Genomic DNA, 15263 nt, shown 5'->3' with positions numbered 1-15263 from the left:
GAGTCGGCATGGGCAGCGCAGGGCGACCCCGTCGACGCATCCACCGCGCGTCGCCCCGCGGACGGCACGGAACGGGGTCGCTCCGATCGACCAGGCAGCGCGACGACGATGGCGGCCGCGACCACGGCCGGAGCGCAGACGAGGAGGCCCGCCCAACGGGGCAGGGCAACCCCGGCCAGCGCACCGAGCCAAAGCGCCAGAGCGACCGGGACCAGGCGCAGGTCGAGCATGTCGGGCCGCTCGGGATGGTCGGCGCCGGCGGGCGACGTCGAGGGCTCGGCGCCGTCGCGGCCGGCGCCAGCGGCGGTGGTCATACCGTCACCAGTGGCTCGAGCTCGGCGAAGCGCTGCTCGCCGATGCCGGAGACCTCGCGCAACTCGTCGACCGTGGTGAAGCGGCCGTTCTGCTCGCGCCACGCCAGGATGCGGCCGGCCAGGGTGGGTCCGATGCCGGGCAGGGTGTCCAGCTCGGCGGCCGTCGCGGTGTTGAGGTCGATCGGCCCCGCCGGCTGGCCATTGGGGTCGGTGGTACCCGGCTGGGCGGGCGGCGGCGCGACCGGCTGGCCCGGCGGTGGTTGGGCGGTCACGACCACCTGCTCGCCGTCGGTCAGGACGCGGGCGAGGTTGAGCGGGGTGAGGTCGGCCTCGGCGGCGGCTCCGCCCGCGGCCTCGATGGCGTCGACCACCCGCGCGCCGGCCGGCAGCTCGACGACGCCTGGGCTGGTGACCAGGCCTGCGACGTGGACGACGATGGGCCCATCCGAGGTAGTGCCGGCCGGTGTCGACGCGTCACCACCAGCGCCCTCCGACGCCCCGCCGCCCTCCGACTCGCCCGGCTCCGACTCGACCGGGGTGCCTTCAGCCGTGACCTCGGTGTCGATGGGCACGACCTCGGGCCGGGCCAGTAGGAACACCAGCCCGGCGCCGAGCACCCCCAGCAACACGACGAGCACGACGACCGCCACGTGCCCGCGCTCAAGGCCGAGCCGCGCCCGTACTACCGGCGGCAGGTAATCGTCGACCGCTCCGGCCCACCGCCCCTCCGGCTCCGGCTCGGCGTCGTCGTCCCCGTCCCGCTGCTCGGACCTCGACCCGCCGGCCTCGACCCCACCGACCGCGCCGAGCCGGTCGGCGTCGCCGCCGTCGCCGTACGAGACACCGCGCGCCGTCCCGGAGAGCCGCGCCACGCGCGCCCGCACCAGGGACACGGTGTGGTCGTCGGCGGGACGGTCGCGCAGGGGTCGCATGCCAACGGACGCTAGGCCGCCACCGGCCGCCGGGCTACGGGCCAAGGCCCGAATGTGGACAACGGGCACCCCAGGTCAGCGCCTGTGGACGAGCCCACCGGTCGACAGCCCACCGCTTCCGACAGCCACCGCCCGATCACGTCACGCAGAACTCGTTGCCCTCTGGGTCGAGCATGACCACCCAGTAGGAGCCGAGGTCGTCGACGGGCGCGACGACCGTGGCGCCGGCCTCGACCAGCTCGGCGACCTTGCCGTCGACCAGCTCGCGGTGCTCGGCGGGCGCCCGCTCGTCACCACGCCAGGCTCGGACGTCGAGGTGCACGCGATTCTTCGCGGTCTTCGGCTCGGGCACCTTCTGGAAGAACAGCCGCGGCAGCACGCCGTCGGGGTCGATGACCGCGCTGGCGCTGTCCCAGCGGTCCTCCGGCACGTTCCACGCCGCGAGTGCCTCCTCCCAGGAGCCGAATCCGTCGGGCGGCGGCTCCAGCTCATAGCCGAGCGCGGTGGCCCAGAACCGGGCCAGCCGGGCGGGATCGGCGGCGTCGAACGTCAGGTTGAAGACCTGGGAGGACCTCGGAGCCATGGCAGCTGTCCCTTCGGGAGACCGGGTGTGCCGTGCATCCTGCCAACCAGCACCGACAACGTCCGGCCAGGTCCCTGTCCACTCCGGAGCGCAAGTCACCGCGGGCTGATCACCGCGGCCAGCATGCCCGGCCCGACGTGCGCTCCGATCACCGCGCCCACCTCGCTGACCACCACCGACCCCGGCGACGGGAGCCGTTCGGCCAGGCGCTCGGCGAGCTGTCCGGCCCGCGCGGCGTTGTCGAGATGATGGATGGCGACGTCGACGGGGCCGGGCGCGCGCATGCCGACCCCGACGGCCAGGTCCTCGAGCCGTGCCCGCGCCCGGCCGGACGTGCGCACCTTCTCCAGCAGCTCGATCCATCCGTCGCGCAGGTAGAGCAGCGGCTTGATGGCCAGCGCCGTGCCCACCACCGCCGACGCCGCTCCGACCCGGCCACCGCGGCGCAGGTACTCCAAGGTGTCCACGTAGAAGAAGGCCGACGATCGCACCGCGCGGTCCCGCGCCAGCGCGGCCACCTCGTCAGGGGTGAGCCCGCGCGCGGCCGCGGACGCCGCCGTCAGGACCGCGAAGCCCAGCCCCATACCCAGCGACCGGGAGTCGACAACATAGACGGGCAGTGGCGCGTCGCGAGCGGCAAGCCGGGCGGCGTCGGCGGTGCCGGACAGGCTGCCGGACAGGTGCACCGACACGACGGCCGAGCACCCCCGTGCCGCCACCGTCTCGTACACGTCGAGGAAGGCCTGCGGACTGGGCCGTGACGTCGTCACGGGAACATGCGACCGCAGTGCGTCGGCGACCTCGTGCAGCCCGATGCCCGTTCCCTCGTTCATGGCGGCACCGTCGACCACGACCTGCAGCGGCACCACTTCGATGCCGCGCTCGACGACGTCCTCGGGCGCGAGGTGCGCCGTCGAGTCGGTGACGACCGCGACCCGGTCCGCCATCCAGACCCGGCTCAGGCCGGGACGACGTTGACCAGCCTGGGCGCGCGCACGATCACCGTGCGCACCCCCCGGCCGTCCAGCGTGCGCCGCACCGCCTCCGAGGCCAGCGCCAGCTCGCGCAGGGTGTCGTCGTCGACGGACGGCGGCACCTCCAGCCGGTCGCGCACCTTGCCCGCGACCTGGACCACGCAGGTGACCGTCTCCTCGACCAGCAGCGCGGGATCGGCGACGGGGAACGGCTCATGCGCCAAGGACTGCGGGTGGCCCAGCCGCGACCACAGCTCTTCGGCGACGTGTGGCGCGACAGGCGCCAGCATCAGCACCAGCGTCTCGGCGACCTCGCGCGGTACCACCGTCAGCTTGGTCAGGTGGTTGTTCAGCTCGATCATGCGGGCGATCGCGGTGTTGAACCGCATCGCCTCCATGTCGGCGCGGACCGCGGCGATGGTGCGGTGCAGGACGCGGTTGGTCTCGTCGTCGGCCGGGTGCATGCCGACGACGACCTCGCCTGTCTCCTCGGAGACGATGTTGCGCCAGACCCGCTGCAGGAACCGCAGCGAGCCGACGACCGCGCGGGTCTCCCACGGCCGGGACAGGTCCAGCGGGCCCATCGACATCTCGTACACCCGGAACGTGTCGGCGCCGTAGGCGTCGTACATGTCGTCGGGTGTGACGATGTTCTTCAGGCTCTTGCCCATCTTGCCGTACTCGCGGTTGACCGGCTTGCCCTCGAAGTACCAACCGGACACTCCGCCCTGTTCCTCTTCGAGGACCTGCTCGGCCGGCACGTACTGACCGCGCTCGTCGGTGTAGGCGTAGGCCTGGATGTAGCCCTGGTTGAACAGCTTGTGGAACGGCTCCTCGCTGGAGACGTGGCCCAGGTCGAACAGGACCTTGTGCCAGAACCGGGAGTACAGCAGGTGCAGCACGGCGTGCTCGACCCCGCCGATGTACAGGTCGACACCACCGGCGTCGCCGTCACGGCGCGGACCCATCCAGTAGCGCTCGTTCTCCGGGTCGACCAGGCGGTCGGTGGCGGTGGGGTCGACGTAGCGCAGCTCGTACCAGCAGGAGCCGGCCCAGTTGGGCATGGTGTTCGTGTCGCGGCGATACCGCTTGGGGCCGTCGCCCAGGTCCAGCTCGACCTCGACCCACTCCGGGACGCGGGCCAGCGGCGGCTCCGGCTCGGTGTCGGCCGCGTCGGCGTCATAGGTCCGCGGCGAGTAGTCGGGCACGTCGGGCAGCTCGACGGGCAGCTGGTCGTCCGGCAGTGCGAACGGCGACCCGTTCTCGTCGTACACGACCGGGAACGGCTCGCCCCAGTACCGCTGGCGGCTGAACAGCCAGTCGCGCAGCCGGTAGGTGACGGTGCCCTCACCGGTGCCCTTGGACTCTAGCCAGGCAATGATAGCGGCCTTGGCCTCGACGACACCCAGGCCGTCCAGCGAGATCTCTTCGTTCGCCGAATTGATGGCCGGACCCTCGCCGACGTAGGCCTCGCCGTCGAACTCCGCCGGCGGCTCCACCGTGCGGACGATGGGCAGGTCGAACCGCTCGGCGAACTCCCAGTCGCGCTCGTCCTGGCCGGGGACCGCCATGATTGCGCCGGTGCCGTAGCCCATCAGCACGTAGTCGGCGACGAAGACGGGGATGCGCGCGCCGTTGACGGGGTTGACGGCGAACGAGCCGGTGAAGATCCCGGTCTTGTCGCGGCCCTCTGAAGACGCGGCCTGCCTCTCCAGATCAGTTTTCGCCGCGGCCTGGGTGCGGTAGTCGGCGACGGCGTCCGCGGGCGTCGCGTGCCCGCCGGTCCACGCCGGTTTCGCGTCCTCGGGCCAGGCGTTCGTCGTCAGCTGGTCGACCAGCGGGTGCTCGGGCGCCACCACCATGAACGTCGCACCGAACAGCGTGTCGGGGCGGGTGGTGAAGACCTCCAGGTCGCCCCCGTCGGTGGCGAACCGGACCGTGGCGCCGGTGGAGCGGCCGATCCAGTTGCGCTGCATCGTCTTGACCTTCTCGGGCCAGTCGATGCGGTCCAGGTCGTCGATCAGCCGGTCGGCGTAGGCGGTGATGCGCATCATCCACTGCCGCAGGTTGCGCTTGAAGACGGGGAAGTTGCCGCGCTCGCTGCGGCCGTCGGCGGTGACCTCCTCGTTGGACAGCACCGTCCCCAGCCCTGGGCACCAGTTGACAGGAGATTCCGATACGTAGGCCAGCCGGTGCTCGTCGACGACGGCGCGCCGCTCGACCTCGCTCAGCTCGCTCCAGGTGCGCCCGCCCGGGACCGTCCGCTCGCCGTTCTCGAACTGCTCGACCAGCTCGGCGATGGGCCGCGCCCGGCCCCGTCCGTCGTCGGCCTCGGTGTCGTACCAGGAGTCGAAGATCTGCAGGAAGATCCACTGCGTCCAGCGCATGTACTCGGGGTCGATGGTCGCGAACGAGCGGCGCGTGTCGTGCGCCAGCCCCAGCCGGCGCAGCTGCCGGCGCATGGTCGCAATGTTCTCCTCGGTGGTCTTGCGCGGGTGCTGGCCGGTCTGGACGGCGTACTGCTCGGCCGGCAGCCCGAAGGCGTCGTAGCCCAGCGCGTGCAGGACGTTGTCGCCGCACATGCGCCGGAACCGCCCGATGACGTCGGTGGCGATGTACCCCAACGGGTGCCCGACGTGCAGCCCCTTGCCCGACGGGTAGGGGAACATGTCCATCAGGAAGAACTTGGCGGCCGGCAGCTCGGCGCCTGCCTCGGACAGTGGTCCGCTCGGGTTGGGGGCGTTGAAGGTGCCGTCGTGCTCCCAGCGGTCCTGCCAGCGTTGCTCGATCTGGCCGGCCACCTCGGCGGTGTAGCGGTACGGCGCGTCGTCAGCAGGCGACGACGTCGTGCCGGTGTCCATCTGGCTCATCGGAAAATCGTCCCTCATCGTGTGTGTCGGGCCGGAACGTGAAAAGACCCCTCACGCAGGAGGGGTCAGCCGCGCCGACGTGACGCCGCTGAGGGCGTCCGCTTACCAGTCAGCGCGGCCCGATAAGGAGCAGCAGGCCTCGCACGTTCTCAGGATAGCGCACCAGCGCCGGCGCCGTGGCCCGCAGCCGCCGCGCGGCCGGTGGCGTGCGCGAACCCGTCACGTGGACGGCGCCCGCCGCACCAGGCAGGCATGCAGCCCGAAATGATCACGTTCAGCAGGACTACCTGTGCGTCACGAGGCTTGCGATCCCGGTGCGACACGAGATCTCGTGCTGAACGTGATCATTTGAGGATGTCAAAAGACGAGGTACCAGCGGTCCCAGAACTCGATGGTGATGAGGATCGCGATGATGAGGTACCACACCGTGACGATGAGGCCGCGGCTGTCGACGACTGCGCGGCGCAGCGCCGGCGGTGCCTTGAGGTGGCCTTCGGAGAGGTTGTAGCCCGTCGTGTAGACGAAGATCGGGATGGTCGCGGCCCACACCACCATGCAGTACGGGCACAGCGCGCCGATGTAGTAGACGCTCTGGGTGAACAGCCAGGTGATGAACACCGCACCGGCCAGCGCGCCGGTGTTGAGGCCGAGCCAGAACCAGCGGGGCAGCTTGGCGCCGGTGAGCGCCACCACGCCGGCCGTGACGACGATGGGAAACGCGGCGACGCCGATGACCGGGTTGGGGAAACCGAAGAGTGAGCCCTGCCAGCTCTCCATGACCTGGCCGCAGGTGACGACCGGGTTGAAGCTGCAGGACGGGGTGTAGTCGGGGTCCTCGAGCAGGCGGACGCGCTCGATGACGAGCATCGCCGACGCGAGCATACCGACCGACCCGCCGACGGCCAGCAGCCAGCCCAGCACCGTGATCGAGGCGCGCCGCTCCGGCAGCACGACCTCGTCGTCGTCGATGTGTTGTCTTTCCTGCACGGCCATGGATGTCACCCGTGTTCGTAGGTCTCCGATGCTCCAACAACGTACGCTACCCGCGCCCAGTGCCCGGCAACAGATCACGAATCAACGTCGCTGGCCGGCCGATATGCCAGGATCGACACGATGCGCCGCCCCGGGAACCTCCCCGCCGCCGCAGCGGTGCTGCTCGCCGCGGCGATCGTCGTCGTGCTCGCCGCCGGCGTCGGGCCGGTCGAGGTGGTCCAGCCGGACTGGCTCTCCAGCAGGCAGGACCCCCCGGACCTCGAGCCGCTCGACCAGCCGCCGCCCCAGGAGTTGCCCACGCCGCTGCCCGAGCGCACCCGCGACGAGCCGCCCGAGCTCGACCTCCCGTGGCAGGGCGTCCTGCTGGCGCTGCTGATCGCGGCGGCGGCAGCGCTGGCGGTGTATCTGGTGCGCCGGCTGCGCCCGCCGGGGTCTGGGCGGGTCGCGCCGACGGTGCTCGGCGGCGAGCTGGACGAGCTGGTCGACGTCGCCGACGAACTGCGCGACGGCGCCCGAGCCGCCGACGCGGCGCTGAGCGGGGGCGGCAGCAGCGGTGCGCAGGCGGTCGTCGAGGCCTGGCTGGCGCTGGAGTCCGCGGCCGCCGGCAGCGGCGCGCCCCGCGACGCGGCGCAGACCCCGAGCGAGTTCACCGCCGCCCTGCTGCGCCGGCACCACGCCGACGACGCCGCCACCGCGACGCTGCTGCACCTGTACCAGCGGGCGCGGTTCGCCGTGCGCCCCGACATCACCGACGACGACGTCGCCGCGGCCCGCCGGGCGTTGGGCGCCATCCTGGCCACGATCGGCGCGCCCGCACCGGCAGGACCCCGATGACCACTGAACACGCTTCCGGCGCCGCCATGCGCGAGCGGTTGCGCCGGGCATTGCCCCGGCGCGCCGTCGTCCACGGCCTGCTCGCCGGCCTGGCCACCGGGCTGGCCTGCTGGCTCGCCGGCGTGCAGGGCGCCCGGCCGGCGCTGATCGGCCTGTGCGTCGCCGCGGCCGTGACGGCCCTGACCAGGGTGCCCGCCTCGTGGTACGGGCCCTGGCCGGCTCGGCCGGAGCGGCCGCCCGGCGGGGGCTCGAGCCAGGTGTGGCGGTTGGCGAACCGGTTGCGCTCGCTGCACGCGGAGGCGTCGGCCTCCGACCCCGCCCTGCAGTACCGGCTGCGCCGCCTCGCGACGGCGCGGCTGCGCCGGCTGGGCCTGGAGTGGAGCGACCCGCGCGCCGTGCGTGCGCTCGGGCCGGACGTGCACGCCGCTCTCCAGGCCGACACCTTCGCCGCCGACCTGCACACCCTGGACCGCGTCGTCACCGCGATCGAACAACTGCGAACCGTCGGGCAGGACCACACCGCCGAGCACGGCCGCCACAACGTCGAACCCGGAGGAACCGAGCCATGACCTCGCCCAGCACCACCGCGCTGCCCGTCGCCGAGGTGGCCCGAGTGGGCACCGCCGTGCTCGACGGCGTCGGCACCGCCGTCGTCGGGATGCGCACCACGCTGCGGCTCGCGCTGGCCGCCGTCCTGGCCGGCGGGCACGTGCTGTTCGAGGACGTGCCAGGCCTGGGCAAGACGCTGGCCGCACGCAGCCTGGCCAGCGCCCTGGGCCTGGAGTTCCGCCGGCTGCAGTGCACGCCGGACCTCCTGCCCGGCGACGTCACCGGGTCGTTCGTGTGGGATCCGGGCACGCGCGAGTTCACCTTCCGGCCCGGACCCGTGTTCGCCGGGCTGTTGCTGGCCGACGAGATCAACCGCACCCCGCCGAAGACGCAGTCGGCGCTGCTGGAGGCGATGGCCGAGCGGCAGACGACGGTGGAGGGCCGCACGTTCGCGCTCCCCCAGCCCTTCCACGTGCTCGCCACCAGCAACCCCGTCGAATACGAGGGCACCTACCCGCTGCCGGAGGCCCAGCTCGATCGCTTCATGCTGCGGCTGTCGGCCGGCTACCTGGAGCCGCCGGACGAGGCCGAGGTGCTGGCACGCCGGGTGGCCCGGCGGCAGGAGCGGGCCGACGTCGATCCGGTCGTCGACGCCGGCACGGTCACCGCGCTGCAGGCCGGCGTCGAGGCGGTCGACACCGACCCGTCGATCGTCGCGTACTGCGTCGACCTCGCCGTGGCCACCCGGCGCCACCGGGCGGTCGAGGTCGGCGCGTCGCCGCGTGGGTCGCTGGCGCTGCTGCTGACCGCGCGGGCGATCGCGGTGCTCGACGGGCGCGACTACGTGCTGCCCGAGGACGTCAAGGAGGTCGCGGTGGCCGCGCTCGCGCACCGGCTGACGCTGACGCCGGAGGCCTGGACCATGCAGCTGCGCACCGCCGACATCGTCACCGAGATCCTCGACCGCGTACCCGGCCCGGCCTCCCGGCGATGAGAACCGACGAGCCGCAGTGGCGGGCCAGCCCCGCGCTGATCCGTTCGATGCTGCTGCCCGGGCTGCTGGCGGCGGGTGGGCTGGCGCTGGGCCGCGCCGAGCTGGTGCTGCTGGGCGTGCCGCTCGCCCTGGGCACGGTGCTGGCGCTGGGCGGGCGGATGGGACGGGGCGCGCTGCGGCCACCGCCGGGGGTCCGCGCGATCGGGCCGAAGGTGCTGCACGTGGGCCGGCCGGCCGCGGTCGCGGTACGGGTCGACCCGTCGTCGGACGCGCAGCTCGTCACGACGGTGCTGCCGATGCCCGAGCCGGGCGCGGTCGCCGAGCGAGTCGCCGTCGTCGCACCCGCGGACCGGCCGCGGCAGATCGTCACCGAGACCTCGTCGCCGGTGTGGGGGTCGCAGCTGCTGGCGCGGCCCGACCATCTCGCCGTCGCCGCCGACGGGCTGTTCACCGCCGGCCCGACCACCGGGGTGCCGTACACCGCGCAGGTGCTGCCGTCCATCGCGACGGCGCTGCCGCCCGGGCCGCTGCCGCCCCGCCCGTCGGGCATGGTCGGCGCACACCGCACCCGCCGGCCCGGTGAGGGCACCGAGCTGCACGACGTGTCGCCGTTCGCGCCCGGCGACCGGCTGCGCCGCATCGACTGGCGGGTCACGGCGCGCCAGGCCGGCCCGCGTGAGGAGCTGTACACGCGGCACACCCAGGTGGACGCCGATGCCGACGTGGTCTGCTGCCTGGACAACCGCTTCGACCTGCGGGCCGAGGTCGGCGGCTGGTCGGAGCTGGCGACGGAGCCTGGTGCCGGCCGCAGCAGCATAGACATCGCCGTCGACACCGTCGCCTCGGTCGCGGCCGCCTACATCGAGCACGGCGACCGCGTCGGCGTCCTCGACCTCGCCCGCCCGCGCGACCACGCGCTCCTGGGCAGTGGTCGCCGGCACCTGCTGCGGCTGCGGACCCAGCTGGCCCGGCACACCGGCCGGCCCGGATCGGGCGACAGCCTGCCGTTGCCGCGCAAGGTGCCGCGCTTCCCTCCCGGTGCCATCGTCGTCGTCACGTCGGTCTTCCTCGACGACGCGGTCAGCACGCTGGCGACGTCGTGGCGGCGGGCCGGTCACCCGGTGCTCGCCGTCGACGTGCTGCCGGCCCCGCTGGTGGTCGACCGGGCCGAGGCCGCCGTCGCCATGGCCGCGCGGATCGTGCTGGCCGAACGGGACGAACGGATGCGTTCGCTCGCCGCGGGCGGTGTGCCGGTCACCTCGGCGGATCCGGCGGCGCTGGCGCTCAGCCTGGCCCGGCTGCACCGCGCGGTCCGGCGGGTGCGCCCATGACGGCCGACGCCCGTCCCGAGACGATCCCGCCCGGCGGGCTGGCACCGACGCTGCCGTGGTGGACGCTGCGCCTGGGCCTGGCCGCGTCGTCCGTCGGTGCCGTGGCCGCCGTCGGCGCCTGGACGTCGGCGTCGCCGTTCCTGCTGGTCGCGCTCGGCCTGCTGGGACTGGCCACCGTCGCGCAGCCGGCGTCACAGCTGCCGACGGCGTTCCTCGCGGCGGTCGCGCTGCTCGCTCTGGGCGCCGACGGCGTGACGGCGTTGACGTCGCTCGCGGTACTCACCCTGCACGCCACCCACGTCCTGGCGGCGCTGGCGGCCGTGGTGCCGCCGAGCACCGCGGTGGAGCGGGCCGCGCTGCGTCCGTCGCTGGAGCGTTTCGTCCTCGCCCAGGCGGCCGGCCAGGTGCTCGTGGTGCTGGCCTGGCTGGTCTCCCCATGATCGTCAACGGTTGGCGACCTCATAGCGTCGCCAACCGTTGATGATCACCGGCGCCCGACCGGCGCGACGGACCGCAGTGCTGTGCCGAGGCCCAGTGCGGTGACGACGACTCCCGCCCCGAGGCAGCGCCGCCGCGACAGCGGCAGAATCCATCGGCGGCCACGGTGCAGGGCGAGGCCGGTCGCGATCGCCGCCAGATGTGTCTCCGGCAGCGGGACGTTCCGCCACACCAGCGCGGTCAGGGGGTCGGGGCGGGGGCCGCGCAGCTCGGATGCAGGACGGCGACGGCGTCGGTGCCGGCGGGCACGCACGACGGCGGCAGCACGAACCACCGCAGCGCCTCGAACTCCGGCGACAGCCCGGTCGGTCCGTCGGGCAGCCGCTCCGGCCGCGACGCCAGCTCCCTGCGCGCCTGCGCGAGGTATTTGCTCAGCGCCTCCTCGCCGACCCGCTCGCCCCGCCGCGCGCCGACCAACACGCCGTCGTCGTCGTAGTTCAGTCCGGTGAGGCGGATCGGCGGCCGAGTGGCACCGTCGCGGTGCCGCCACAGTGCGGTGTGCGGGTCGAACACGTACTCCGGCAGCAGCCGGTAGCCCTCGCGCGCGATCAGCTCGACCGCGTCGACCAGGTAGTCGCGGACGGTGTCGGAGATGAAGTAGTTGAAGTTCAGCCGGGTCCAGCCGGGCTTGATGCCCTCGCAGCCGACTCCGACCACGTCGCGGAACGCGTTCGACTGCGCCGGGCCCACCGCGAGCAGCCGGTGCCCGTACGGCCCGGCGCACGAGCACCCGCCCCGGGCCTGGATCCCGAACAGGTCGTTGAGCAGGGCGACGACGAAATTGTGGTGCAGGAACTGGTCGCCGAAGCGGATCCGGTACGACACGATGGACAGCCGGGCGACATCGTGGTTGCCCAGCACGTCGATCTGCGGCACCGCCTCCCACCGCCGGACGGCGTGGCGCCACAGCTCTTCCTCGCGCTCCTGGATGACGTCGGTGCCGACGGCGTCCTTGAGCCCGAACACCAGCCCGGCCCGGATGGACTCCACGATGGCGGGGGTGCCGCCCTCCTCCCGCGCCACCGGGTCCTCGAGGTAGCGGTGCTGGTCGAGGTTGACGAACTCGACGGTGCCGCCGCCGGGCACCGTCGGGACGGCGTTGCGTACCAGCTCCCGGTGGACCACGAGGACGCCAGGCGTCTGCGGGCCGCCGACGAACTTGTGCGGCGACAGGAAGATCGCGTCCTTGTGGTCCAGCGCGCCGGGAGCGCTCTCGGCCATCCGGATCGCCACGTACGGACCGGCCGCCGCGTAGTCCCAGAACGACAGCGCGCCGTGCTGATGCAGCAGCGCCGCGACCCGGTCGGCGTCGGTGAGCACGCCGGTCACGTTGGAGGCGGCGGAGAAGCTGCCGATGCGCAGCGGCCGGTCGGCGTACTCGCGCAGCAACCGGTCCAGCTGCTCGAGATCGATGTGGCCGTCGGCGTCGGTGTCGACGGCGACGACGTCGGCGATGCTCTCGCGCCACGGCAGCTCGTTGGAGTGGTGCTCGTACGGGCCGACGAACACCACCGGCCGGGTCGCCGGCAGGTCCCAGACCACGCCGTGCCGCTTCGGAGCGCCTTCCGGCAGCCGCAGCTCCAGGATGCCGATGAGCTTGTTCACCGCCGACGTCGCGCCGGAGCCGGTGAAGATGACCAGGTGGTCGTCGGTGCCGCCGACGGACGCGGCGATGGTGCGGCGGGCGTCCTCGCGCAGCAGCGTCGTCTGCAGTCCGGTGCCTGAGCTCTCGGTGTGCGTGTTGGCGTACAGCGGCAGCACCTGGTCGCGGATGAAGTCCTCGATGAAGTCCAGCGACCGGCCGGACGCGGTGTAGTCGGCGTAGGTGATGCGCCGGGCGCCGAACGGCCCGTGCAGCACCTCGCCCTCTCCGATGATGCCTCGGCGGATGCGTTCGATCAGCGACGTCGTCGTGGTCATGCGCGAGCCCCCTCTCGCCCGGCCGGCGGCGTCGACGGCCGTGGTGTCCAGAATGCACCCTCCACGGCGCCGTCCGGTACTTTCTCCGCCCGACTTCGGCGGTTCTGGGAGTTTCGTGAACAACTGGTGGCCAACGGGTGAACGATTACCTACGCTGTGACACCACGCGTGCCCCCGGCGGAGGGAATTTGTCATGCCCGACACCAACGACGCCCCGGAGCCCCGGCGCCGCCTGCTACCCCTGCTGACCGACGGGCACGGTGGCCGCAGCGCCATGACCTGCAAATTCCGCTGCGGCAACGCCTGCGCCCACGAGCCGCCCAACACCAGCGACAACGCATACTTCGGCGACATCGTCACGGCCGCGGTGTCGCGCCGCGGGCTGCTGCGCACCGGAGCCGCCGCAGCCGTCGTCGTCGGCACCGCAGCGGCCGGATCCCTGGCCGGCGGGTCGACGGCGACCGCCTCGGGCTCGGCCGCGGCCTCGGGCCCCGCGGACCGCCGCCCGGACGACGACGTTCCCGAGTACGGCCGTCCGGTCGCGTTCACGCCGGTCGCCGGCAACACGGTCGACTCCGTCATCGTCCCCAACGGCTACGACTGGTCGGTCACCATCGCGTGGGGCGAACCGGTCGAGGACGGGGCGCCTGCGTTCGAGTTCGACGGGCAGACGTCGCGCGCCCAGCGCAAGCAGTTCGGCTACAACTGTGACTTCGTGGCCGTGCTGCCGCTGGAGCGCCAGTCCGACCACGCGCTGCTGTGGGTCAACCACGAGTACACCAACGAGGAGCTGATGTTCCGCGGCTGGCCCGGCCCGGAGAATGCCACCGACGACCAGCTGCTCGTGCTGATGGCCGCGCACGGCGGCACCATCCTCGAGATCGAGCGGGTCGACGACACCGGCGAGTGGCGGCCGGCGACGCGGCCCCGTCGATACAACCGCCGCATCCACGCGCACACGGAGTTCCGGCTCACCGGCCCGGCCGCCGGCAGCGACCTGCTGCGCACGTCCGCCGACCCGGACGCCACGACGGTGCTGGGCATGCTCAACAACTGCGCCGGCGGCACGACGCCGTGGGGCACGATCCTCACCGGCGAGGAGAACATCAACCAGTACTTCGGCGCGTCCGCCCCGGTCACCGACACGCTGACGGCCGAGCGGTACGCCCGCTACGGCATCCGCACCGAAGCCGGCACCGAGCACGGCTGGGAGCGCGTCGACCCTCGCTTCGACGTCATCGGCGAGCCCAACGAGCCCAGCAGGTTCGGGTTCGTCTGCCAGATCGACCCGTACGACCCCGACTCCACGCCCCGCAAGCTCACCGCCCTGGGCCGGTTCAAGCACGAGGGCGCGACGACGGCGCTGACGGCGGACGGGCGCGTCGCCGTCTACATGGGCGACGACGAACGCTACGAGTACGTCTACAAGTTCGTCTCGGCCAGGACGTACCGCGACGGCGGCAGCGAACGCGACCGCGACCACAACCTCAACCTGCTGGACGAGGGCGACCTGTATGTCGCCAGGTTCACCGGCGACAGCCCCGAGTTCCCCGGCTCGCCCCCGGCCGACGGGTCCTTCGACGGCACCGGCGAGTGGCTGCCGCTGGTCGTCGACGGCGAGAGCCAGGTCGACGGCATGAGCGTCGAGGAGGTGCTGGTCTTCACGCGGCTGGCCGCCGACGCCGCCGGTGCCACCCGCATGGACCGGCCCGAGGACGTCGAGCCGCACCCCGTCACCGGAACCGTCTACATCGCGCTCACCAACAACGACCGCCGCACCCCGGCCGAGGTCGACGAGGCCAACCCCAGGCCCACCAACCGGTTCGGCCACGTCATCGGCCTGGACGAGGACGGCGGCGACGCCGCGGCCGCCACGTTCACCTGGCGCATCGTCCTGCTCGCCGGCGACCCCGAGGACCCGGAGACGTACTACGACGGCTTCGACAAGTCGCAGGTCAGCATGATCTCGTGCCCGGACAACATCGCCTTCGACCCGGCCGGCCGGCTGTGGCTGGCCACCGACGGCATGCCCAGCTCGGTCGGCGTCAACGACGGCATGTTCGTCATGCCGATCGAGGGCGACGACCGCGGCCACCTGCGCCGGTTCGCGTCGGTTCCGGTGGGCGCGGAGTGCTGCGGCCCGTTCGTCAGCGCCGACGGCCGTACCGCGTTCATCGCCGTCCAGCATCCTGGCGAGGAGGACGGTGCGTCGCCGGACGCGCCGGCGTCCACGTTCCCGTACGGCGACCAGCCGCGCCCGTCCGTCGTCACCGTCTGGCGCAAGAGCCCCTCCGGCGGCCCGTTCATCGGCGACTGACACCCTGGCGCCCGCCGGGGACCTCGCCATCTTTGCGCACGACCCGGGCGTCACATGACCGCACCCTCACCGCTCGGCAACGACGCTGGTCAGCACGGGAACTGAGGCTGCCCTAACTCATGCGCCCTTCACCTTCTGTTCGTCCAGGCGTGGT

The 15263-nt window shown here is 72.8% G+C and carries 13 protein-coding genes and 1 pseudogene; 6 read left to right on the top strand and 8 right to left on the bottom strand.

Going from position 1 to position 15263, the window contains the following annotated elements; translation table 11 throughout:
* From E1269_RS24675 to E1269_RS24650, 6 genes and pseudogenes are all read right to left on the bottom strand, one after another.
* Positions 1 to 314, bottom strand: a pseudogene (locus tag E1269_RS24675) (hypothetical protein); the annotation flags it as partial.
* Positions 311 to 1246: a ComEA family DNA-binding protein gene (locus E1269_RS24670; RefSeq protein ID WP_131899551.1), complete on the bottom strand. Its 936-nt coding sequence runs from the start codon at positions 1244 to 1246 to the stop codon at positions 311 to 313. The gene E1269_RS24670 and the pseudogene E1269_RS24675, both read right to left, overlap by 4 nt.
* Positions 1247 to 1382: 136 nt before the next feature.
* Positions 1383 to 1829, bottom strand: coding sequence for a VOC family protein (locus E1269_RS24665; RefSeq protein ID WP_131899549.1), 447 nt, complete (start codon positions 1827 to 1829; stop codon positions 1383 to 1385).
* Positions 1830 to 1924: 95 nt separating this feature from the next.
* Positions 1925 to 2776 carry a DegV family protein gene (locus E1269_RS24660; protein ID WP_131899547.1) on the bottom strand — a complete coding sequence of 284 codons (852 nt, stop codon included), beginning with the start codon at positions 2774 to 2776 and terminating at the stop codon, positions 1925 to 1927.
* An 11-nt stretch (positions 2777 to 2787) separates the two neighbouring features.
* Entirely contained in the window at positions 2788 to 5673 is a 2886-nt protein-coding gene (leuS, locus tag E1269_RS24655; protein ID WP_131899545.1) for a leucine--tRNA ligase, read from the bottom strand.
* Between the two features lie 357 nt (positions 5674 to 6030).
* Positions 6031 to 6666 (bottom strand): vitamin K epoxide reductase family protein, encoded by a 636-nt coding sequence (locus tag E1269_RS24650; protein ID WP_131899543.1) that lies wholly within the window; start codon positions 6664 to 6666, stop codon positions 6031 to 6033.
* Between the two features lie 120 nt (positions 6667 to 6786).
* Here E1269_RS24650 and E1269_RS24645 point away from each other — a divergent pair, with 120 nt between their 5' ends.
* The 5 genes from E1269_RS24645 to E1269_RS24625 are packed head-to-tail and all read left to right on the top strand — an operon-like array spanning position 6787 to position 10814.
* Positions 6787 to 7500 (top strand): DUF4129 domain-containing protein, encoded by a 714-nt coding sequence (locus E1269_RS24645; protein ID WP_131899541.1) that lies wholly within the window; start codon positions 6787 to 6789, stop codon positions 7498 to 7500.
* Positions 7497 to 8069, top strand: a complete 573-nt coding sequence (locus tag E1269_RS24640; protein WP_131899539.1) for a hypothetical protein — start codon at positions 7497 to 7499, stop codon at positions 8067 to 8069. Before E1269_RS24645 ends, E1269_RS24640 begins: the two co-directional genes overlap by 4 nt.
* A complete protein-coding gene (locus E1269_RS24635; protein WP_131899537.1) occupies positions 8066 to 9043 on the top strand; it encodes an AAA family ATPase in 978 nt (325 codons plus the stop codon). Before E1269_RS24640 ends, E1269_RS24635 begins: the two co-directional genes overlap by 4 nt.
* Positions 9040 to 10374, top strand: coding sequence for a DUF58 domain-containing protein (locus E1269_RS24630; protein WP_131899535.1), 1335 nt, complete (start codon positions 9040 to 9042; stop codon positions 10372 to 10374). Before E1269_RS24635 ends, E1269_RS24630 begins: the two co-directional genes overlap by 4 nt.
* Positions 10371 to 10814: a hypothetical protein gene (locus tag E1269_RS24625; protein ID WP_131899533.1), complete on the top strand. Its 444-nt coding sequence runs from the start codon at positions 10371 to 10373 to the stop codon at positions 10812 to 10814. The genes E1269_RS24630 and E1269_RS24625 overlap by 4 nt, the downstream gene beginning before the upstream one ends.
* Positions 10815 to 10858: 44 nt before the next feature.
* Here E1269_RS24625 and E1269_RS24620 read toward each other — a convergent pair whose 3' ends face one another.
* Both E1269_RS24620 and E1269_RS24615 read right to left on the bottom strand, forming a co-directional pair.
* A complete protein-coding gene (locus tag E1269_RS24620) occupies positions 10859 to 11044 on the bottom strand; it encodes a hypothetical protein (RefSeq protein WP_131899531.1) in 186 nt (61 codons plus the stop codon).
* Positions 11045 to 11052: 8 nt separating this feature from the next.
* The gene (locus E1269_RS24615; protein WP_131899529.1) at positions 11053 to 12792 is read right to left on the bottom strand and encodes an aminotransferase class V-fold PLP-dependent enzyme; all 1740 of its coding nucleotides are present in this window, start codon (positions 12790 to 12792) and stop codon (positions 11053 to 11055) included.
* Positions 12793 to 12985: 193 nt separating this feature from the next.
* Between E1269_RS24615 and E1269_RS24610 the strand changes: the two genes are divergently transcribed.
* Positions 12986 to 15109 carry a PhoX family protein gene (locus E1269_RS24610; RefSeq protein ID WP_131899527.1) on the top strand — a complete coding sequence of 708 codons (2124 nt, stop codon included), beginning with the start codon at positions 12986 to 12988 and terminating at the stop codon, positions 15107 to 15109.
* Positions 15110 to 15263: the final 154 nt, after the last annotated feature.

Source organism: Jiangella asiatica (assembly GCF_004349065.1).
Classification (GTDB): Bacteria; Actinomycetota; Actinomycetes; order Jiangellales; family Jiangellaceae; genus Jiangella; species Jiangella asiatica.
Note: the sequence above shows the minus strand (reverse complement) of the source record. Positions and strands in the feature narration are given on the sequence as shown.

Excerpts from the sequence above, each read along its gene's own strand:
- E1269_RS24640 (WP_131899539.1), top strand. The coding sequence starts at position 7,497 with ATGACCACTGAACACGCTTCCGGCGCCGCCATGCGCGAGCGGTTGCGC.
- leuS (WP_131899545.1), bottom strand. The coding sequence starts at position 5,673 with ATGAGCCAGATGGACACCGGCACGACGTCGTCGCCTGCTGACGACGCG.
- E1269_RS24610 (WP_131899527.1), top strand. The coding sequence starts at position 12,986 with ATGCCCGACACCAACGACGCCCCGGAGCCCCGGCGCCGCCTGCTACCC.
- E1269_RS24615 (WP_131899529.1), bottom strand. The coding sequence starts at position 12,792 with ATGACCACGACGACGTCGCTGATCGAACGCATCCGCCGAGGCATCATC.
- E1269_RS24625 (WP_131899533.1), top strand. The coding sequence starts at position 10,371 with ATGACGGCCGACGCCCGTCCCGAGACGATCCCGCCCGGCGGGCTGGCA.
- E1269_RS24635 (WP_131899537.1), top strand. The coding sequence starts at position 8,066 with ATGACCTCGCCCAGCACCACCGCGCTGCCCGTCGCCGAGGTGGCCCGA.
- E1269_RS24660 (WP_131899547.1), bottom strand. The coding sequence starts at position 2,776 with ATGGCGGACCGGGTCGCGGTCGTCACCGACTCGACGGCGCACCTCGCG.
- E1269_RS24645 (WP_131899541.1), top strand. The coding sequence starts at position 6,787 with ATGCGCCGCCCCGGGAACCTCCCCGCCGCCGCAGCGGTGCTGCTCGCC.
- E1269_RS24665 (WP_131899549.1), bottom strand. The coding sequence starts at position 1,829 with ATGGCTCCGAGGTCCTCCCAGGTCTTCAACCTGACGTTCGACGCCGCC.
- E1269_RS24670 (WP_131899551.1), bottom strand. The coding sequence starts at position 1,246 with ATGCGACCCCTGCGCGACCGTCCCGCCGACGACCACACCGTGTCCCTG.
- E1269_RS24650 (WP_131899543.1), bottom strand. The coding sequence starts at position 6,666 with ATGGCCGTGCAGGAAAGACAACACATCGACGACGACGAGGTCGTGCTG.
- E1269_RS24630 (WP_131899535.1), top strand. The coding sequence starts at position 9,040 with ATGAGAACCGACGAGCCGCAGTGGCGGGCCAGCCCCGCGCTGATCCGT.